An 18,743-nucleotide genomic window follows, 5' to 3' on the forward strand; every position below is an offset into this window, starting at 1 on the left:
CCGTCAGGCGGGCAGCCCCTCGGCCTCGAGCGCCTTGCGCACGGCCGGACGCGCGGTGACGCGCTCCATGAACGCGAGCAGGTTCGGGAAGCCGGACATGTCCACCTTCACGTACTTCGCCCAGCGGGTGACGGTGTACAGGTACGCGTCCGCGATGCCGAAGGTGTCCCCGAAGAGATAGGCGCGCGTGGCCAGGCGCTCCTCGAGCAGCTGGTAGCGCTTGAACAGGTACGCCGTGCGCTCCGCGCGCACCTCGCTCGACGTGTCGGGGCGGAAGAGCGGGGCATAGGCCTTGTGCAGCTCGGAGTTGATGTAGCCGAGCATCTCCTGCACGCGGTAGCGCTCGAGGCTGCCCGCCGGAGGCACCAGCCCCGCCTCGGGCCGCAGGTCCGCCAGGTACTGCACCAGCGCGGGGCCCTCGGTGAGGACGTCTCCCGGTTCCAGCTCCAGCGCGGGCACATAGCCCTTGGGGTTGATCTTCCAGAAGTCGCCGCCCGACTGGAGGACCTTGGTCTGCGTGTCGACCTTCTCGAGCTGCAGCGTGAGGCCCGCCTCATGCGCGACGATGTGGGGGGACAGCGAGCAGGCGCCCGGCGCGAAATAGAGCTTCATCGGCTTCCTCGTGGTGGGTGGGAACGACGGCGCATCAGTAACGGGGCGGGGTTACCTTTGGAAAGTAGCGAGGATAAGGTGAGCGCACTTTCCACTCACCTGGCGGTAACTCCACTCACCGCGCGGTAACCACCCCATGTCCCTGAAGCTGCGCAAGAGCAACGCCCCGCCCCCGCCTCCCGGCTGTCCCATCCACGCCTGCATGTCGCTGCTGGGCGGAGCCTGGACCACCAATGTCGTCTGGCAGCTGTCGGGCGGCCCCCGACGCTTCGGAGAGCTGCTGCACGACATCCCCGGCATCTCGCCCAAGGTGCTCACCACACGGCTGCGGGAGCTGACGGAGAAGGGCGCGGTGACGCGCGAGGTGCGCCCCACGTCCCCGCCCTCGGTGGAGTACGCCCTGTCCCCGCTCGGCGAAGAGCTGGTGCCGGTGCTCCACGCCATCATCCGGGTGGGCACCCGGCTGCGCGAGGTGACACTCGCCCCGCCTCGTCACGACAAGCCCACACGTCGCTCCCAACGACAGACCTGACACACCGGGCAGAAAAGTCCGCGGACACCGGCCCTGTGTTCGGTGTCATCGAATACCCAGACATTTTCATCCCCCCAATGATTGTCATCCTGGAGGCCCATCACTACCCTCGCACCTCCCCCACAGCAGAGGTGTCCATGCACCGTTCGCTTGCCGGAGTCGCTGTCGCCGCCGCGATGTCGCTGTCCTCCGTCGCCCTGGCCGAGGAGCCTCAGTCCCTGAACGTCTCCAATGCCATGCCCGCCTGCTTCGTGGACACGTGGGAGTTCGACTACCTTTCTCCCTACGCATGCAGTGCGAACGGCAGCGCGGCCTCCTCGGTGGTCAGCTGGGGCGTGCTCGGCATCGACCAGACCGCGGACCGTTACATCATCGAGTTCCACGACTCCTGTTACGGCCACGGCTACTACCTTGACACGGGCTGGAGCTGCATGAGCGTCATCGGGAGGAACCAGACGCTGACGATGCGCATGCGCGTCTACGACAACTGGACGGGGCAGTGGTCCGGAATCATCACGGCCCAGGCCTCCTACTACAACGACTAGGCCCCCATGCCGCGCGGGCTCCACGCACGGGCCCGCGCGGCACGGATGAGACTTCTGTCACCGGGTGGCGTTTACAGGTTACTCGGGACACACCGAGAGCCCCTGTCACAGGGGATTCCACCCAGGGAGTCGACATCGATGATGAAGCGCATCTTGCTGGCCGTGGCGCTGTGCGTGCCGTTCCTCGCCAGTGCCGAGGACTACTACACGGGGAGTGACGAAGCCGCCGAGCAGCTCACCAGCGAGGAGCTCGCGTCGACGGAGGAGGCCCGGCTCATCCCGCCGCTGCTCCAGTACTGCTGGGAGCAGGACAACACGGCCTGTACCAGCCTCAACGCCACCCAGAACTGCACCGACGGCATCTGGAGCGATTACGTCTGCACCTGCCGTCTCTCCACGCTGACCCAACGCCGCGCCTGGGACTGCCCCGAGGTGCGCTGAGTCGACGGCCGGGGGCTCGCCCGCGCGGATGCCCCCGATGAGCCCGTCTTCAGTCCGTCTCCGACGAGGCCGGGGCGCCCCCACCCGTCCCCGGCCTCGCGTGTTACAGGGACGGCATGATTGTCCGCCCGCGAATGCATTGGCTTCGGATGCTCTTCGTCTGGCGTGGCTCGGTCATGCCACGCATCCTCCCCCGGCTCGGCTTCTTCCTCGCGCTGGCGTGTCTGGCCGTCGTCCTGCAGCCGCTGCCCTACAACCTGAAGTTCAACCTGCGCGAAGGCCCGCTGGGCCTGCTGGGCGTGGCGCTCGCCATCTTCCTCGGGTTTCGCAACAGCACGGCGTACGACCGCTTCTGGGAGGCGCGCAAGCTGTGGGGCTCGCTGCAAATCGTCTCGCGCTCCTTCATGCGCCAGGCCCTCTCGCTGCCCACGCCCGCGCTCCTGCCCGAGGAGCGCCGCGAGGTGGCGGACCTGCTCCGCGCGCTCGCCCTCACGCTCAACCACCAGCTGCGCGGCACCCCCTTGGTGCTCGACACCCTGCCCCCAGGGGTGCGCGCGCGCGTGGAGCAGACCGGCCAGCGCGCCCCGCGCGTCATCCTGGCGCTGGCGGAGTGGGTGGCCCGGATGCGGCGGGAGGGACGGCTGGGCGAGCTGCTCGTCGCCCCGCTCGAGGCCAACCTGGACCGCTTCTCAGAGGTGCTCGGCGGCTGTGAGCGCATCGCCAGCACCCCCATCCCGTACGTCTACAGCGTGATGCTCCACCGCACCGTCTACGTCTACAGCCTGCTGTTGCCCTTCGCCCTGGCCGGCAGCCTGGGCTGGTCCACGCCCCTGGTCTCCGTCTTCGTCAGCTACACCTTCATCGCGCTCGACATGGTGACCTCCGAGCTGGAGGACCCCTTCGGCACCGAGCCCAATGACTTGCCCCTCGACGCCCTGACGCGCAACATCGAGCGCGCCGTGCTGGAGCTGGCCGGCGAGCCCCTCCCTCCACCCACACGGCCCGACGACAGCTTCCTGCTCACCTGAGCCCCGCCGGATTTTTCCGGTGTCTCCCGCGCGACACCATATTACGCTCATCATACGTCACACAGGAGCGGGAACCATGCAGGTGAAGAGCGCACTCGGCTCGGAGGCCGGGGCCAGCGGCGAGCAGAAGGCGGGCGCCGCGGGCGTCCGGGAGGCGCTGCTGCACGGGCCCATCCTCCCCACGCTGTTGAAGCTGGCGGTGCCCACCACGGTGGTGCTGGTGGCGCAGTCCTTCGTGGGCGTGGCGGAGACCTGGTACGTGAGCTTCCTGGGCACGGACGCGCTGGCGGGCGTGTCGCTGGTGTTCCCCATCTTCATGTTGATGACGATGATGTCCAACGGGGGCATCGGCAGCGGAGTGGCCTCCGCGGTGGCGCGGGCGGTGGGCGCCCACCGGAGCCAGGACGCGGACGCGCTGGTGTGGCACGCGGTGGTGATGGGCGTGGGCCTGGGGGTCGTCTCCACCCTGCTCGCGTGGCTGGGAGGCCCCGCGCTCTACCGCGCGCTGGGGGGCGAGGCGGGGGCGCTGGACGCGGCGGTGGAGTACTCGAACGTCCTGTTCCTCGGGGCCATTCCGTTCTGGGTGGTGAACCTGTTGGCGGCGGCGCTGCGAGGCGCGGGCAACGTGAAGCTGCCGGCGACGGTGACGCTGGCGGGCGCGGGCGTCCTGCTCGTCATCTCGCCCGCACTCATCTTCGGCGTGGGGCCGCTGCCGGCGCTGGGCATCGCGGGCGCGGGGCTGGCCATGGACCTGTTCTACCTGGGCGCCGCGCTCTGGCTCCTCAAGCACCTGGCGTCGGGGCGAACCTCGTTGCGGCTCGCGCCCTCGCGCCTGGAGGGACGGCTCATCCGTGACATCCTGCGCGTGGGACTGCCCACGGCGTTCAGCGCGGTGCAGCCGAACCTCACGGTCATCGTCGTCACCGGCGCGGTGGGCCTGTTCGGCGTCGAGGCGCTCGCGGGCTACGGCATCGCGTCCCGGTTGGACTACCTGCTGGTGCCGCTGCTCTTCGGGCTGGGGACGGCGGTGCTGACGATGGTGGGCACCAACGCGGGCGCGGGGCAGATGGAGCGGGCGCGGCGCACCGCGTGGGTGGGGGCCTGGCTGGGCTTCGGGGTGACGTCCGCCATCGGCCTCGTCGTGGCGGTGGCGCCCGGCCTCTGGCTGCACCTGTTCAGCCAGGACCCGGCGGTGCTGACGCCCGGGGCGCTGTACCTGCGCATCGTCGCGCCGTTCTACGGCCTGTTGGGCCTGGGCTTCGTGCTGGGGTTCGCCTCCCAGGGCGTGGCGCGGGTCTTCTGGCCCGTCGTCGGTGGCACCGCGCGCATGCTCATCGCCGCGGGCCTGGGCTGGCTCGCCGTCTCGCACTTCGGCGCGGGCCTGCCCACCCTTTTCGCCCTCGTCTCCGCCGCCCTCGTCGCCTTCGCGGCCGTGACGAGCGTGGCCACCCTGGCCGGCGCCATCTTCCGCGAAGGGCCCCGGTAGCCCCGCACGCGCTTCATTCCCACGAAGTCACGTGGACAGGGGTGATGGAACATTCCGGCCGACAAAGGAAGACAAGCCACGTGTGAGGAACGGGGCCAGGAGCGCCACGATGTCCTGGTAAGATTTGCATCACATTGAGCGCATGGCCCCTCGCCCGAGCAGCCGGGCGCCGGGTTCCCTCTCGACATCCCGTCGGTCCTGGCCAGGATGAGGAGACCATCTCGTCGGGAGATGGCCACACCTCTGACTCGAAAGGATTTGCCATGCGATGGAGCTCCGTCCCCGTGTTCCTGATGGGTGCCGCGCTGATGGGCGGCTGTGGTGGGCCCGAGACGCCGTCCGTGGGCGGCCCGGGGGGTTCCCAGGAGGAAGGCACCCTGATTCCTCCCATGCACGTGGAGACGGGAGGCGCGCCCTCCGGCACCGGCTCCGTCACCGCCAGCGCCATCTGTAGCGACGTGGCGACGTGGGACCCGGCCTGGGCCGCGTTCGAGGACCAGGTCCTCACGCTCGTCAACCAGAAGCGCGCGGCCGGCGCGGTCTGCGGCGGCACGACGTATGCCGCGGCGCCCCCGCTCACCATGAACGACCAGCTGCGGTGCGCGGCGCGGCGCCACTCGAAGGACATGGGCGTCAACAACTTCATGAGCCACACGGGCTCGGACGGCTCCACGCCCTGGCAGCGCATGACGGCGGCGGGCTACTCCTACCGGCGCGCCGCGGAGAACGTCGCGGCGGGCTACGCCACGCCCACCGCGGTGGTGAACGGCTGGATGACCAGCAGCGGCCACTGCGTGAACATCATGAACCCGCAGCTCGTGCACATCGGCGTCGGCTACTACAACGCGCCCTCCAGCACCTACAAGCACTACTGGACGCAGGCGTTCGGCTCGCCTTGAGGCTCCCGCTCCCGGGCCCGCATCTCATCACGGGCCCGGGGCAATCCATGCTCATCCCGGGTTGAGCCAGACATCACCACGAGTTTGTCATTCAAACCATCACCCGGCTGTAGCGCGCCAGGCCACGACTCCAGCGGATTCGTGGCGGAATGGGCCACACCCTCTCGTCCACCCGTCAACACTCCCACCTCCCGGCGGGTCGGGGAGGTCGGTGAGCCGTCCCAGGAAAACAAACAATCCATGTCATGGGCACGAGACCTGCTTTGACAGACATCACGACCGACAATCCCTGTCGGCCGTGCCTCCTGTCTCATAAGGGGTTTCCCCATGTCCTACCGTCCCCCGCGAGGTCTCCTGGACCTCGTGTTGCACCCGCTGCGCTCGCTGCCCCTCTCCGTGCTCGCGCTCGGAGGGCTGCTGCTGGCCCCGATGGCCCACGCCGCCGACCCCGACCCCGACCCGCAGGCGGAGAAAGGCGCCCAGGCGACCATCACCGGTCTCTCCCTGGTGGGGGAGGGACTGAAGGTCCGCATCCAGTGGGCCGAGAAGGCGGAGCTGCCCTCCGACCTCGTGCTCACCTCCTATGGCTACAAGGATGAGCCGACCGACAGCGTGGGGGTGCACCCGGAGCCCGGCAAGGAGACGGAAGTCGAGCTGCATGGCGCCTCCAAGGAGTTCTGGAAGGAGGGCTGGTCCCAGCGGCTGGTCCTCGCGGACAAGGACGGCGGCGAGCCCATCCTCACCCAGCCCTTCAACTTCAACCTCGAGTGCCCCGACGACAAGGAGTGCCAGGTCACCGTGGCGCCGGGCGTGGGGACCGACGGCGACGTGCTGCACGTGAGCGAGGAGCTGGACGCGGCGCTCACGCAAATCGCCGAGAAGTCCGGTGAGGGCAAGGAGGTCGACCTGCTCGACGAGGTCGTCGCCATCAACCCCCACCTGCGTGGCCAGGCGGTGGCCTACTCCCTGGCGCTCTCGAAGCTCCAGGTCCAGGGCCCCTGCACCTGCGTGTGGCAGGCCGTGTACTCGCAGAACCCCTCGGGCTCCGGGTACAGCGTCTACATCAACAACGCCGGGGGCATCGTCAGCGGCACGAATGGCCCGGGCGCCAAGCACGCGCTCACGGCCTTGGGGCGCAACGGCATCTCCCACGCGTTCAACGGCATCAGCCAGGTCAACCTCCGGCTCAACTGCTCGCGGTGGGTCATCACCTATTACATCGAGTGGGTCGTCACCTGGCCGGGTGGCCCGCGCTTCGGCATCCTCGTCCCCCGCCTGAGCATCGTCCCGTGCACCTCGACCTGCCGGGTGCGCTTCGACCACCAGGGCCGCATCAGCGGCTCCACCTTCGCCGCCTACACGAGCCCCGGCGCGGCCACCGCGTATGAGCAGGACTCCTATCGCGTGGACGGCACGTTCCTGTTGAACACGGCCGCCAGCAACGGCGGGTTCTTCAATCAAATCAGTGGCACGTCCGTGGCCTCCAACGTCGGCAGCATCGGCCGCGTGGACGCCTACGGCTACGTGTATGCCTACTCCCCGGCGTTCCCCTACTTCGCCTCGGCGTCCGTCTCGAATGGCTACTCCATCGCCATCCACGGCCAGTCCTCGTGCCCGTACGGGCCCTATGGCCACGCCGCCGTGTGGACCTACGGCACGTCGCAGGGCACGCCGCAGACCACCAGCCTGCGCAACTCCATCCGGAACTTCTTCCTGAACTGGGGCATCTGGACCAACCCCTGAGTCCTGACTCGAGGGTGATGGCGCCCCGGAGGTCGGCCCCGAGCACGGGGGGCCGCCCACCGGGGCGCCGTCGTCTTCAGTGGCCCGAGGCCTGGGCGTCCACCGCGGCCAGCTCGTCCTTGCCCAGCGAGAGCTCCGCGCCCGCGAGGTTCTCCTCCAGGTGCTTCACGGAGGATGTGCCCGGGATGGGCAGCATCACCGGCGAGCGGGCCAGCAGCCACGCGAGGGCAATCTGCGCGGGGCTCGCCTGGTGCTTGCGCGCCGCCGAGTCGAGCGCGCCGCCCGGCTTCGCCAGCCCACCGGTGGCCAGCGGGAACCAGGGGATGAAGCCCAGGCGCTCCTTCTCGCAGTACTCCAGCACCTGCTCATGCACGCGGTCCGTGAGGTTGTAGCGGTTCTGCACCGACACCACGTCCACCACCTTGCGCGCGCGCTGGATGTCCTCGACGGAGACCTCCGACAGGCCGATGTGGCGAATCTTCCCCTCCTTCTGGAGCGCCTTCAGCTCGCCCAGCGACTCCTCGACGGGGACCTTCGGGTCGATGCGGTGCAACTGGAACAGGTCGATGCGCTCCAGCTTCAGGCGGCGCAGGGACATCTCCACCTCCTGGCGGAGGTACTTGGGCGCGCCCACCGGGTGCCACTGATTGGGGCCGGTGCGCACCAGGCCCGCCTTGGTCGCGATGACCAGGCCCTTGGCGTACGGGTGCAGGGCCTCGGCGATGAGGTCCTCGCTGACATAGGGGCCATACGAGTCGGCGGTGTCGATGAAGTCCACCCCCAGCTCCACCGCGCGGCGAAGCACGCGCACCGCCTCCGCCCGGTCCTTCGGCGGTCCCCAGATGCCGGGGCCGGTGAGCTGCATGGCGCCGTAGCCCAGCCGGTGGATGGGCAGCTCTCCGCCCAGCTTGAAGACTCCGCTCTTTTCGACAGGTCGTGACGAGGTGCCGCTCATGGAACGCTTCCTCCTGCACTGAAGGTAGGGCGCCTGGATAACGCCCCTCGGGCACGCCCGCTCGCCGCGATGACGGGCGACGGGGCCTTCGCGCCCCTGGGCCCTCTCCTCGGGGAGCGGGCGTGCTCGACGTGGTGCGTCGCGCTGGGCGCCCGGGGTTCACCGATATCCTTTCCGCCCCCGAGCGTTCCTGTCCCGCCACCGAGTTCTCCGAACGCGACAAGGGAGGCCATCGATGCACCGAGCCCTGGCTGGTCTGGTGTTGTTGCTCGCGGGTTGTGCGAGGAACGTCCGTCCCCCCGAGCAGGCCGAGGCCACCCAGGCCGCCCCGCCCGTGGAGCCGGAGCAGCCGCGCTATGAGCACATCTTCCTGATGTCCCCCGAGCGCGCGCTCGCCGAGGCCGCGAAGCTCTTGAAGAACGAGGGCTGGGTGCTCCAGCCCATGGAGGACCCCCGGCTGCTGTTGACCGAGTGGCGCGCGGCACAAATCGGCACGAAGTCCTGGGGCTACCAGAGCGACGGCGACCACACGCGCTACCTGGTGTCCAGCGAGTCGCTCTCCGAGCGCGAGTGCATCCTCCGCATCTTCCGGATGAAGCGCGTCGCCTTCAGCAACGACGTCGAAATCAAGCCCGAGGCGAGCGGCGCGCTCAGCAACCGCTTCGTGGGCATGCAGCGCTTCGAGGAGCAATTCCGCGCCCGGGGCGCGCCGGTGGAGCTGGCGCAGCGCGAGCGCGACACCGCGGGATGGGTGGAGCTGGACGGCGCCACGCAGGGGACGCGAGATTTGGAGCTGGAGCGGCGGCTCACCCTGATTCTGGAGTCGCGCCCGTCGCTGGAGACGCTCACCGGCTCGCTGAAGCTGTCGCGGGACGACTCGTTCGCCAGGGACCCGACCTTCTACCTGAAGCGGTGGAAGGAGCCGGTGCAGGAGCCCTGTGAGCGGAAGGTCCCGGGCTTCCAGCCGCTCTTGAAGGCCGGGCTCACGGTGCTCATCGGCGAGCAGCTCGGGACGCGGGAGGTGCCGACGAGCGTGGGGGACCTGATGTGCGAGGCCTCGCAGGCGGGCCATGCGGTCACGCTCGCGCTCACCCTGCCCGACAAGGAGCAGGCGCGCGTCGACGCGTACCTGGCGAGCGCGGGCAAGCCCTCGGACCAGGACGCGCTGCTCGGGGGGCACTTCTGGCGCAAGGTGCAGCAGGACGGCCGAGGCAGCCGCGCGATGATGGAGTTGCTGGACCGGGCGCGGGCGCTGAAGGCCCAGGGCCGCGCCATCTCCGTGGTGGCGATGGACACGGACATGAGCCAGGGGAAGGCGCGTGACGCGCACATGGCGGGCAAGGTGTTGAAGCCTCGCGCCGCGCGGCCCCAGGACGTGTTCCTGGTGCTCGCGGGCAATGCCCACACGCGGCTTGGGGACGCGGACTGGAACGACGACTTCGTGCCCTTGTCGCGGCATGTCGTGGAGAAGCGCCCGGACGTGAAGGTCCTGGAGGTGGGCTACGCGCAGGGCCGCCGCTGGGGGTGTGACGTGGAGCTCAACGGGGACATCACGTGCAACGTGATGGGCATCACCCCGGGCCCGGTGGTCGAGATTCGCCCCCAGACGTCCGTGGGTGTCCGCATGCTCCCCGAGGTGCACCCGGAGGGGTTCCACGGCTTCCTGGACGTGGGTGCGCTGTCGGTGTCGTTGCCCGCCATCGCGCTGCGAGGACACGAGCCGGAGACGCCGGCCGCCGAGCCCGCGAAGCCCCAGGCTCCCGCGGCGCCCACGCCTGCGGCCAGCGGGGAGGCGACGACACCCAGGTCCGCGCCATAGGGAACGAGGACTATCGGAGTCGGGGCGCCAGCTCCGGCGCGGGCGGCGCTTCCGGGTACCAGCCATTCAGGGAGGAGCGCTCACCGGGCCTGCGCTTCTCGACGCGCCACTCGATGCGCTCGGAGAGACCGCGCACGTCCAGCGAGAAGCCAATCACCCAGTGCTCGGTGTACTCATCGAGTGGGAAGCGGCTGCTCACGAGGGGCTCGCGAATCACCGCGCCCCCGGACATGCCGGTGAACCAGCTCACCTCGATGTCGACGGCGACCTTCTCCCGGGCCCCTTCGTCCTTCAGCAGCGTGAAGTGGGGATACACCTCCGGCGGCGAATCGACGACGCGCAGGCCGTTGCGGTCCGCGATGTCGACGAGCAGCGGCTGGCAGTAGAGCTCGAGCAGGGACGCCAGCAATTGGGAGTCCAACGCGGCCGTCTGAGGCTGGACGTCCGGGTCGAGCAGCGTGCGCACGGCGAAGTGGATGTCTTGACGTCGAACCGCCGCGGCGAACTCGGTTTGCAGGTTCACGAGCGTTCCCCCCCAACTGATTCCCCGCAGCATTAATCGAACCCGAAGCCCGCCGCCAGTTCCCGATGCTCTCGGTTACGGGAGGCTGCCCACTTCGTTCAGGCTTCGTCGTCCGGTAGGAGCGTGCGCAGCAGTTCGTCATCAGGACCGAGCGGGCGCCAGCCTGCTGGAGGCGGGGTCGCACGAAGCACCGCTCTGGCCTGCCGAACACGCCCCTTATGCGTTTCTGGGGTGTAGGAGGTCCACGCGCCGAGCGCCAGCGCAACCTCACCACGGGTTGCGTCGTCCAGGGTGTCTGGCCAGCCCTTGGGGAGGCGCGTGTACAGTTCGCGCACGAACTGCCCACGCACCAATCGCGTGAGCTGTTTGCTCCGCGCCGCCTCCTCCACCAGCATGCTGAACACCTGCACCCCCGCGATGTCGTCCTTACCTAGTGCCTCGGCCAGCTCGACCAGAGAGGCAGTGGGGCGGGCCTCGGCAAAAGCCGTGAGCGAGTCGCAACCACGCTCGTGGACGCGCTCATACAGGCGAGCCTTCCAATTCCCCTGCCACGAACGACCATCGGTCATCGGCTCGTCCCCATCGTGAACTTCATCGGGATGTCGTAGCGATTCATGTTCTCCGCGACCTCGCTCAAGATCTCATTTCGCGTCAACATGCGGCCAGCATCAATTTCAGCTTCGCGCAGTGCCTCCATGATCCGCCTGTTCCATTCACCGGGCCACATGCGCCCCAGCTTCCAGTTCCCGCCGCCGTGAATCGCCTCGTGGTGGGCCTGTTCCAGCCTCACGCAGAACTGGTCGATGTCCAAGTCGCCCTTGAAGCCGCGCTGCTCGAACCACTCGCGGTGTTCCTTCGGCATGACGTGATGCTTCGGGGCCTCGGACATGCCCGCGCCCGCCCTGCCCGTCACTCGCATGCCGCGTACCTCGGGGCTGTCCCCCAGCGCCTCTCGCACGCCCTCGGGCAAGTCCTGGTGTGCCTGGGCCATCATCACCTGCCCACCGTGAATGCGGACCGCAGCGCTCACGACGGGAAGTGAGATGACACCCGCCTGCACCAGCCTTCGCATCATCTCCACCCACTCGGCGGAGACGACCAGCCGCGAGCCCGCCATGACGCCGCCCGAACTCATCACGAGCCCCACGCCGAGCATCGCGGGCGCGGATGGCGGGGGCCGGGGCAGTGACATCTTCAGCGTGGAAATCAGGGCCAGCATCTCCATCACCTGCACCGCGACCATGACCTTGCCGCCCTGCTCCATGGCCGAGCGCGCGTCTCGCTGAATCACGTCGAACTCATGGGTCAACTTCCCCATCAACTCCGGCATCTCGGTCGCCGCCACTTCGATGCGCTCGGAGTCCCTGGACGCCAACTCCTTCAACGCGGGCTCCATCAAGCCCTGGACGCGATTCAGGTCCACGAACAGCTTCTCAGTGCCGCACATGGGGCAGTCTCGCAGCAGGGCGTCAGCAAGCTGGAGGAAGTCCACCCAGGTGGCCAACAGCAGGGTTCCGAACATCGCGCCTTGGAGTCGAGGCCCCGCCATGCGCAGGACGCCCAGCTCCATGTCCGAGTCCTCCACTTCCGACGCGACTTGCGCCAGCGCGGTGGCACTCCGCAGCGCATCTCGTAGCCACGCCAGTTGGTTGGAGCCATGGTCGAGATAGCGCGTGAAGACACCATCGAGGCTCCGAGTACCGGAAGAGGATGAACGCGAAGCGAGCCGTGAGCGCGTCGCGTCGCTTCTCTCCAGGGTGCGCTTCACTTCGTCAATGGCGCCGCGGACCGCTTGACGGGCCGAGGCGGCTTGCGGACCCCCACTTCCGACAGCTCCTGATGCGGTGCCAGGTGCTGCCTGCGTTGCATCGCCTCGAGGCCCGACATGCCGGATGAAGCGCTGCCCAGCCCCAGAGCCCGAGAGAGAGTGCGGCGGGGAACCAGAGGCATGAGGACGCTCGCCACTCAGCGCGTCCGCTCTTTCGGGAGAGGTCGCTCCACGAGGCGTGTAGTTCAACGTTCCGCCACGCCCGGGAGCATGGGGAACCGACGCGCATCCCGTGGCAAGGACCACGACCAGAAGCAGGGCGTCAGCGCGCATTGTCCACCCCCAGGCCCACCGAGGCGAAGGCCCCAGGTCGCAGCATCCCCTCCGACGTGGGGAACAGCAGCGTGCCGGCCGTCCCCATCGCGTAGAGCTTCCCGCCGAGGAACCTCCAGCGGACCTCTGCCGCGCCCAGGTAGCGCGCCCCGGGCTTCCCGGCCCCGACGGCGAGCCCCTTCAACGCGACCTCCAAGGCACGCTCGAAGAGCTGCACCGCCACGCGCCCATCCAGGTCGAAGCGGCCCCAGGAGAACGCCTCCGCGCCCAGCGACGCCTTCAGGTGCTTGTAGAGCCCGCCGTAGCTGACGGCGTCCCACTCCACGAGGGCTTCCGCGAATGCGGAGTAGCCGTCCGGAAAGCGAGCATCCGCGAGCGACACGCCGTGGGGGCCCGCCGCCTGGAAGCGCGCCAGCTCGTAGTCCGCGCCGAAGAAGCCTTGCCGGAAGCCGCCATGCTGGCGCCTCTCCTCCAGTCGCAGGCGCAGGTTGAACCTCTCGGAGAGCGAGTCCACCCCGCCGCCCATGACAGCGCCCCAAGCACCGCCCTCTCCGGGCCGGCCGCCCCACCCCGCGTTCACGTATGCCTCCATGCCGGGCCGCACCACCCTCACCGCCATGGCATCCAGGTGGGCCAACGTCATCGACGGCGCTGTGCCTCCCGCTCTCCCCCAGTCGTGGGCGGCGGACACGGCCAACGTGTACCGGCCCCGCTGCTCGGGCTGCCCGAAGAGGATGTGCTCCAGGTCCAGGGAGAACTCCGCGCCCAACAACCGCGCGCCGAGCACATCCGAGGCGAACGCTTCCGTGTAGAGCGGGCCCAACGTGCCCGTGAAGATGCCCCCGGCCGGGTGGTAGTCGGGGTTCGTACGGTTGGAGTAGCGACGGACGAGATGGCCGGAGAGGAGTCGGTACTCCTCCAGCGCGCCGAACCAGACACCTACCGGCGCGTCGTCGGAACCCAACTTGAGGCCGCGAACGAGCTGCCCCCAGTCCGAGAGCGTGTCCCAGTCCTCGCGACGCACGAGGGCCCCGCCGTCGCTCCCGCCCCACAGGCGAAAGCGCACGGGCGCCCCCAGGTTGACGCCGAACTCGGGGCCACCGTCGAGGATGAACGTGGGCTCCACCTGCACGAAGCCCTCGTCTTCCCCCGCGCCAGCGCGAGGCCGCAACGCGAACGACGTGGCTTCCACGCGCGTCAGGTAGTGCCACTTGCGCGTGGGTGGTGCAGCCGAGGCGGTGGCTGATTCTTCCTCCGTGGCGAAAGGCTCCGAGGCCCCTCCCGTCGCCGGCAACAGCAACAGCAGCGCGGCGGCCAGACAGCTTCGCGTCCTGTGCATACACGCCTCCTGTGCGCGCCCCGGGATGAGGCACGAAGAACACACGCCTCCCAGTCGGCTCGAGCGACTCGCGCCGGGCCGGTGGTGGCTCCACGGTGGTGAAGGAAAGAGGTGCCGCCGCTACGCGGTCGGCGGCTTCGTCAAGGACTCGCAGGAGGCGTCGCCGTGGGTGAACAGGACAGCGCTCCCGGCGGGCCGAGAATCAGACGGATTGGACATGGGCTGGACGCTCCGAGTGCCAGCGCAACAGGGGTCGCGCAAAGGCAGACTCAAGGTACTACCAGCCCTTCCAAACCTGAACGACGTGACAGGTCCAAAAAGCCGAATCACTACCGACCAAGGACAACACACACTGGAATAGTCCAGCCGTCTGGAAGCTGGGCCTCCGTGTAGCGCCTCCAGCCCGGCATGTGAGCAGAGGCCCGTCCCCATGAGGGGATTGAGCCCCTTCAAGTCGATGCGGCGTCAATCGAAACCGCCCCCGGCCACGGGAGGCCGGAGGCGGGCAGGTGACACACCGCGATTACGGGACGGCGTTCACGTCCACGTCAATCACCCGAGGCTCCTCGGTGTGGGTGTCCGTGGTGATGGAGGGCAGCGAGGCGTTGACCTGCAGCGTCAGCGCCCAGGTGCCGTCGGTGAGCTGGCGCGGCACGTACTTCCAGTTGAGCCGCACGCGGCCCGTCGTCAGGCCCTCGGCCACGAGCGCCTCGGTGGCCTTGCGCTCGATTTCCGTCGTGCTCAGACGGGTGCGCAGCAGGTGCCCCTCACGCGCCAGCGCCGGCCAGCGGATGAGCGCGCGCTGGAAGCCACCATCCACGCCGTGCGTCACCACCGCGCGGTGCCCCTGCACGCGGATGCCATTGATGGCGCGCAGCACGAACGTCTTGTAGCGGTGGAGCTCCGCGGGCGCGACCTCCCCCACCTCCTCGTTCTGGAGGAAGGACTGCACCTGGCGAATCTCGCCAATCTCCGCGGAGGGGACGCCCCAGCGCTGCAGCCGCGCCACGGCGTTGCGCTGCAACACCCCGGGCTCCTGCGGCGTCGCGGGGCCGCTCTCCACCTTGTTCACCACCAGCACGCGGCCGGACGAGCTGTCCCGCTCGTACCGCCACGTCTGCGATTCCAAATCGCGGCGCGCCCCCAGCTCCTCCGCCACGGTGAAGGGCTCGGTGGTGCCGATGAGCCCGCGCTGGACGATGGCCTCGTTGAAGGCCGAGGCCGGGAGCAGCTGGGTGGGAATCCCGCCCGAGGGCGGCGTGGCGAGGCCGGTGGAGTCGAAGGAGAAGCTGACGGCGGTCGCCGCCTGGCTCACCTGCGCGGGGGCCATGTCCTGGCCCTCCTCCGCCAGGGGCGCCGCGTTGTCGCAGCCGAGCAGGGCGGTGAGAGGAAGGGCCGTCAGGAATCGGATGAGTTGGGTCTTCATGATTTCGATGTCCGAAAAGAAAGGGTGGGGAGTGAGGAAGGCTCAGGGCAGCTTGCGACCGTTGTCCGGGTTGCAACCGCTCACGTAGAAGTAGGTGGAGCCCGTCTTGTTGCCGGTGTTCTTGCGGTCCCTCCACCCACCCGCCTCGTACATGCTCTTGCGCTTCGCCTTCGTGTCACCGAAGACGATGGAGACCGGGCAGTCGTCATAGAAGAGGCCCCAGTCGTAGGCCTCATCAATCCAGTTCTCGCCCACGCCGTCGTTCCGCGAGCCCTCCAGGTAGTCCTCGAGGTAGTCCTTCACGAAGCCACCGCACGACGAGTCACCGTGGAAGGCGTTCCAGACGCTGAAGCCGCTGGTGGCCGTCACCAGTTGCTGGCGGTAGCCGCCCTTCTCCCAGACCTCGATGTTGCCGGACTGGCAGGCCTTGATGACGGCGATGTCCAGCTTGCCGTTGCCCAGCCGCATGTGCTCGTTCGTGCGCGCCGAGCAGGAGGGGCTGCTGCTGCCCATGACGAGCGAGCTGCGGGGCGTGCTCTCGTTGTGGCTGCCGTGCGTGTGGATGAAGATGACGTCCGCGTCGTCCACGCCCGCGTTGAGGGCGGCGTCGTTGGACTCGCCCACCGCGCCCTTGGCCGGGTCCGTCCAGAGGTCCCGCGTCACGTTCATGTTGGTGAGCGTGCGAACGTCGGACCAGAGGCCCAGGTTGCGCAGCGACGTGAAGTAGCTGGCGAACGCCGACGCCGTCTGGGTGTGCACGGAGTGCGACGAGCCCGAGCACTGTCCGGAGCCGCCGAAGTTGGCGACGCCGTAGGCATGCGCCTCGTTCGCCACCGCCGCCGCCGGCAGCATCAGGGCGCCCGCGAGCGCGCCTGCCAGCCACTGCTTGTCTTGAGTCCGAATCTTCATGGTCCAGGTCCCCCTCGAAAGAGGGCGTGCCCACATGGCACGCCGGGGACGGGAAGGAGCGTGAGGCGCTCCGTTTCCCGGCCTCGGCAACCTGAACGGACCTGGGTTCGGATATTCCCGGTCGTCTTTTTCCGGAGGATTCGGAAGTCGCCCGCGGGGCCGGGCTCAGCCCGTCACGGCGCGGGAGCGCTTGAGGACTCGGGCCACGACGTCGAGGAACTCGTTGCTCGCCTCGGCCAGGTCCACGGCGCGCGCGTCCACCCAGCCCTGCAGGGAGTTGTAGCCCATGACCGCGGGGATGGCGACGAGCAGGCCGAAGGCCGTCGTCACCAGCGCCTCGGAAATGCCGGTGGAGATGTTCCCGATGCCGCCCGCGCCCGCCTCGCCCATCTGTTGGAACGCGGTGACGATGCCCATCGTCGTCCCGAGCAACCCCACGAAGGGCGCGGTGGAGGCCACCGTCGCCAGCTGCCCCAGGCCGCGCTTCATGCTCTGCACCTCGCGCTGCGCCTGCCGCTCCAGGTTCCGGGCGACGGACTCCATGACTTCGTTGCGGTCGTCATCGGAGGCGGTGCGATAGGCCGTCAGGCCGGCGCGGATGGTGCGGCCGAGGTAACCCACGTCGGGCCCCAGCTTGACGTGGGCGGCGGCGTCGAAGTCACCGTTGGAGAGCAACGTGGCCAATTCCGTGGCGAACCTGCGTGAGTTGCGACGCGCGGCCCGGAAGACCAGCGCACGCTCGGCGAGGATGACCAATGACAGCACGGACATCACGCCCATCACGATGACGATGAGCTTCGCGAAGGGGCCCATGTGGCCCCACAAACCAATGAGGGTGAAGTTCATGGTGGTTCAGGACGCGCCTCCTCGCGCGTTGGCCCCGCGATGGAGCCACTGGGGGAACGACGACTCGAGCACTCGCGAATCAAGGTACGCGGCGCGGACGGAGCCAGGGCATGGCCGCCTCCACGAGACGGTCATCGTTGCGTCATGGCGGCGGAGGAATGACTTCCATGCCGACGCGCGTCAGGGACGCATCCCTCCCGGAGGGTCAGGTGCCCGACACCCGCGCGCAGGATGACCCGCCACGGTGGACACCGTGCGTCGGGAGATAACTGAAGGACGGTTCAGGTTGGTGTGACGATGTCGGGACATCCGCCGGGCATCTTCTCGCACGTTGAGAACCACCCCTTGGCGAAACATGGGCCTTAACAAGACGCTCGGACTGAAGTTAGTTGAATGCCGTGCGCGGCATGTCGCCGCGAGCCGCGACGGACGAACGTGCAAGCGATGTCGGCGCCCCCACGCATTGCATTCGCCATCGAGACGACGCTCGGCAACGCCGTCTTCCTGCAGAACCTCAAGAGCGCCATGGCCGCGCGCACCGACATCACGCCGGTGTGGTTGCCCATCGACGAGCACGCGGATGACCTCTGGGAAGAGCTCCCGCTCGTCCGCTCGCGCCTGTCGCTGCGAGGAGGGCTGAGGACGCGCTCGGCGTTGAATCAGGCGCTCGCGCAGGCTCCGGTGCAGGCCGCCGTCGTCCACACGCAGCGCATGGCGCACCTGGCGCACGACTTCATGGGGCGGGTGCCCAGCGTCGTCTCCACGGACGCCACGCCGAGCGGCCTGGAGGACTATCTCCGGTACTACGGCCTGCGCTCGCAGCACGGCGGCTGGGTGGGCAAGGCGAAGAACGCGCTGCACCGCCGCACCTACTCCATCGCGAAGGGCATGTTGTCCTTCTCGGAGTTCACCAAGCGCTCGCTGGTGGAGGAGTACGGCGTCCCGCGCTCCCGCGTGCACGTCGTCTGGCCCAGCGTCGACACCCGGCTGTGGCGTCCGGCCCCGGAGCGCAAGTCACGGGACGGCGTGGTGCGGCTGCTCTTCGTCGGCGGGGATCTGGGCCGCAAGGGCGGACACCTGCTCCTGCGCTGGGCCCGGGAGACGCGGCTGAGGAACTGGCGGCTGGACCTGGTGACCTCCGACACCTTCGAGGCGCCGCCCGGCGTCCGCGTTCACACTGGCGTCAGGCCCAACTCGCCGGAGCTGATTGGACTGGCGCAGGCGGCAGACCTGTTCGTGTTGCCCACGATGGCGGACATGTCCTCCTGGGCCATCGCGGAGGCGAAGGCCGCGGGCCTCGCGGTGGTGGCCACACCCGTCGGCGGCGTGGGCGAGCTGGTGCGGGACGGCGTGGACGGGCGGCTCGTCACCGCGGGCGACTACCCGGCGCTCGCGCGCACCCTCGACTCGCTCGTGTCGAGCCCCGACACCTTGCGCGACATGGGCCAGGAGGCCCGCCGCATGGCCGAGGAGCGCATGGACCTGCATGCGACGTGCGACCAGATGCTCGCCTTCATCCGGGGCGTCACGGGCGTCTGA

The 18,743-nt window shown here is 68.9% G+C and carries 18 protein-coding genes; 9 read left to right on the forward strand and 9 right to left on the reverse strand.

Annotated features, from left to right (window positions below; translation table 11 throughout):
- Window positions 1-3: 3 nt before the first annotated feature.
- The gene (gstA, locus tag LXT21_RS35020) at window positions 4-612 is read right to left on the reverse strand and encodes a glutathione transferase GstA (protein WP_254042578.1); all 609 of its coding nucleotides are present in this window, start codon (window positions 610-612) and stop codon (window positions 4-6) included.
- 136 nt (window positions 613-748) lie between these two features.
- On the opposite strand from gstA, the gene LXT21_RS35025 reads away from it, so the two are divergent.
- The 7 genes from LXT21_RS35025 (at window position 749) to LXT21_RS35055 (ending at window position 7,286) form a co-directional block, all read left to right on the forward strand.
- Entirely contained in the window at window positions 749-1,144 is a 396-nt protein-coding gene (locus LXT21_RS35025; RefSeq protein ID WP_254042579.1) for a winged helix-turn-helix transcriptional regulator, read from the forward strand.
- Between the two features lie 137 nt (window positions 1,145-1,281).
- Window positions 1,282-1,689, forward strand: coding sequence for a hypothetical protein (locus tag LXT21_RS35030; protein ID WP_254042580.1), 408 nt, complete (start codon window positions 1,282-1,284; stop codon window positions 1,687-1,689).
- 138 nt (window positions 1,690-1,827) lie between these two features.
- Window positions 1,828-2,130 (forward strand): hypothetical protein, encoded by a 303-nt coding sequence (locus tag LXT21_RS35035; RefSeq protein WP_254042581.1) that lies wholly within the window; start codon window positions 1,828-1,830, stop codon window positions 2,128-2,130.
- Between the two features lie 116 nt (window positions 2,131-2,246).
- Entirely contained in the window at window positions 2,247-3,158 is a 912-nt protein-coding gene (locus tag LXT21_RS35040; protein ID WP_256572247.1) for a bestrophin family protein, read from the forward strand.
- Window positions 3,159-3,234: 76 nt separating this feature from the next.
- Complete coding sequence (locus LXT21_RS35045) at window positions 3,235-4,644, forward strand: MATE family efflux transporter (RefSeq protein ID WP_254042583.1); 1,410 nt, start codon at window positions 3,235-3,237, stop codon at window positions 4,642-4,644.
- 263 nt (window positions 4,645-4,907) lie between these two features.
- Complete coding sequence (locus LXT21_RS35050; protein WP_254042584.1) at window positions 4,908-5,543, forward strand: CAP domain-containing protein; 636 nt, start codon at window positions 4,908-4,910, stop codon at window positions 5,541-5,543.
- 327 nt (window positions 5,544-5,870) lie between these two features.
- Window positions 5,871-7,286: a hypothetical protein gene (locus LXT21_RS35055; RefSeq protein WP_254042585.1), complete on the forward strand. Its 1,416-nt coding sequence runs from the start codon at window positions 5,871-5,873 to the stop codon at window positions 7,284-7,286.
- A gap of 76 nt (window positions 7,287-7,362) precedes the next feature.
- On the opposite strand, the gene LXT21_RS35060 is transcribed toward LXT21_RS35055, so the two are convergent.
- Window positions 7,363-8,241 carry an aldo/keto reductase gene (locus tag LXT21_RS35060; RefSeq protein ID WP_254042586.1) on the reverse strand — a complete coding sequence of 293 codons (879 nt, stop codon included), beginning with the start codon at window positions 8,239-8,241 and terminating at the stop codon, window positions 7,363-7,365.
- Window positions 8,242-8,476: 235 nt separating this feature from the next.
- Here LXT21_RS35060 and LXT21_RS35065 point away from each other — a divergent pair, with 235 nt between their 5' ends.
- The gene (locus LXT21_RS35065) at window positions 8,477-10,060 is read left to right on the forward strand and encodes a hypothetical protein (protein ID WP_254042587.1); all 1,584 of its coding nucleotides are present in this window, start codon (window positions 8,477-8,479) and stop codon (window positions 10,058-10,060) included.
- Between the two features lie 10 nt (window positions 10,061-10,070).
- Here LXT21_RS35065 and LXT21_RS35070 read toward each other — a convergent pair whose 3' ends face one another.
- The 7 genes from LXT21_RS35070 to LXT21_RS35100 form a co-directional block, all read right to left on the reverse strand.
- A complete protein-coding gene (locus tag LXT21_RS35070; protein ID WP_254042588.1) occupies window positions 10,071-10,583 on the reverse strand; it encodes a PDDEXK family nuclease in 513 nt (170 codons plus the stop codon).
- A gap of 98 nt (window positions 10,584-10,681) precedes the next feature.
- Window positions 10,682-11,152 (reverse strand): NUDIX hydrolase, encoded by a 471-nt coding sequence (locus LXT21_RS35075; RefSeq protein WP_254042589.1) that lies wholly within the window; start codon window positions 11,150-11,152, stop codon window positions 10,682-10,684.
- A complete protein-coding gene (locus LXT21_RS35080) occupies window positions 11,149-12,153 on the reverse strand; it encodes a DUF2380 domain-containing protein (protein ID WP_323395366.1) in 1,005 nt (334 codons plus the stop codon). The genes LXT21_RS35075 and LXT21_RS35080 overlap by 4 nt, the downstream gene beginning before the upstream one ends.
- A 520-nt stretch (window positions 12,154-12,673) precedes the next feature.
- Window positions 12,674-14,023, reverse strand: a complete 1,350-nt coding sequence (locus LXT21_RS35085; RefSeq protein ID WP_254042591.1) for a hypothetical protein — start codon at window positions 14,021-14,023, stop codon at window positions 12,674-12,676.
- Window positions 14,024-14,546: 523 nt separating this feature from the next.
- A complete protein-coding gene (locus LXT21_RS35090) occupies window positions 14,547-15,449 on the reverse strand; it encodes a hypothetical protein (RefSeq protein ID WP_254042592.1) in 903 nt (300 codons plus the stop codon).
- Window positions 15,450-15,491: 42 nt separating this feature from the next.
- Window positions 15,492-16,358: a DUF6345 domain-containing protein gene (locus LXT21_RS35095; RefSeq protein WP_254042593.1), complete on the reverse strand. Its 867-nt coding sequence runs from the start codon at window positions 16,356-16,358 to the stop codon at window positions 15,492-15,494.
- Window positions 16,359-16,523: 165 nt separating this feature from the next.
- A complete protein-coding gene (locus LXT21_RS35100) occupies window positions 16,524-17,204 on the reverse strand; it encodes a MotA/TolQ/ExbB proton channel family protein (protein ID WP_254042594.1) in 681 nt (226 codons plus the stop codon).
- Window positions 17,205-17,648: 444 nt separating this feature from the next.
- Here LXT21_RS35100 and LXT21_RS35105 point away from each other — a divergent pair, with 444 nt between their 5' ends.
- Window positions 17,649-18,743 carry a glycosyltransferase family 4 protein gene (locus LXT21_RS35105; protein WP_254042595.1) on the forward strand — a complete coding sequence of 365 codons (1,095 nt, stop codon included), beginning with the start codon at window positions 17,649-17,651 and terminating at the stop codon, window positions 18,741-18,743.

This window comes from Myxococcus guangdongensis (genome assembly GCF_024198255.1).
GTDB classification, from domain to species: domain Bacteria; phylum Myxococcota; class Myxococcia; order Myxococcales; family Myxococcaceae; genus Myxococcus; species Myxococcus guangdongensis.

Excerpts from the sequence above, each read along its gene's own strand:
- gstA (WP_254042578.1), bottom strand. The coding sequence starts at position 612 with ATGAAGCTCTATTTCGCGCCGGGCGCCTGCTCGCTGTCCCCCCACATC.
- LXT21_RS35025 (WP_254042579.1), top strand. The coding sequence starts at position 749 with ATGTCCCTGAAGCTGCGCAAGAGCAACGCCCCGCCCCCGCCTCCCGGC.
- LXT21_RS35030 (WP_254042580.1), top strand. The coding sequence starts at position 1,282 with ATGCACCGTTCGCTTGCCGGAGTCGCTGTCGCCGCCGCGATGTCGCTG.
- LXT21_RS35035 (WP_254042581.1), top strand. The coding sequence starts at position 1,828 with ATGATGAAGCGCATCTTGCTGGCCGTGGCGCTGTGCGTGCCGTTCCTC.
- LXT21_RS35040 (WP_256572247.1), top strand. The coding sequence starts at position 2,247 with ATGATTGTCCGCCCGCGAATGCATTGGCTTCGGATGCTCTTCGTCTGG.
- LXT21_RS35045 (WP_254042583.1), top strand. The coding sequence starts at position 3,235 with ATGCAGGTGAAGAGCGCACTCGGCTCGGAGGCCGGGGCCAGCGGCGAG.
- LXT21_RS35050 (WP_254042584.1), top strand. The coding sequence starts at position 4,908 with ATGCGATGGAGCTCCGTCCCCGTGTTCCTGATGGGTGCCGCGCTGATG.
- LXT21_RS35055 (WP_254042585.1), top strand. The coding sequence starts at position 5,871 with ATGTCCTACCGTCCCCCGCGAGGTCTCCTGGACCTCGTGTTGCACCCG.
- LXT21_RS35060 (WP_254042586.1), bottom strand. The coding sequence starts at position 8,241 with ATGAGCGGCACCTCGTCACGACCTGTCGAAAAGAGCGGAGTCTTCAAG.
- LXT21_RS35065 (WP_254042587.1), top strand. The coding sequence starts at position 8,477 with ATGCACCGAGCCCTGGCTGGTCTGGTGTTGTTGCTCGCGGGTTGTGCG.
- LXT21_RS35075 (WP_254042589.1), bottom strand. The coding sequence starts at position 11,152 with ATGACCGATGGTCGTTCGTGGCAGGGGAATTGGAAGGCTCGCCTGTAT.
- LXT21_RS35080 (WP_323395366.1), bottom strand. The coding sequence starts at position 12,153 with ATGGAGCTGGGCGTCCTGCGCATGGCGGGGCCTCGACTCCAAGGCGCG.
- LXT21_RS35085 (WP_254042591.1), bottom strand. The coding sequence starts at position 14,023 with ATGCACAGGACGCGAAGCTGTCTGGCCGCCGCGCTGCTGTTGCTGTTG.
- LXT21_RS35090 (WP_254042592.1), bottom strand. The coding sequence starts at position 15,449 with ATGAAGACCCAACTCATCCGATTCCTGACGGCCCTTCCTCTCACCGCC.
- LXT21_RS35095 (WP_254042593.1), bottom strand. The coding sequence starts at position 16,358 with ATGAAGATTCGGACTCAAGACAAGCAGTGGCTGGCAGGCGCGCTCGCG.
- LXT21_RS35100 (WP_254042594.1), bottom strand. The coding sequence starts at position 17,204 with ATGAACTTCACCCTCATTGGTTTGTGGGGCCACATGGGCCCCTTCGCG.
- LXT21_RS35105 (WP_254042595.1), top strand. The coding sequence starts at position 17,649 with ATGTCGGCGCCCCCACGCATTGCATTCGCCATCGAGACGACGCTCGGC.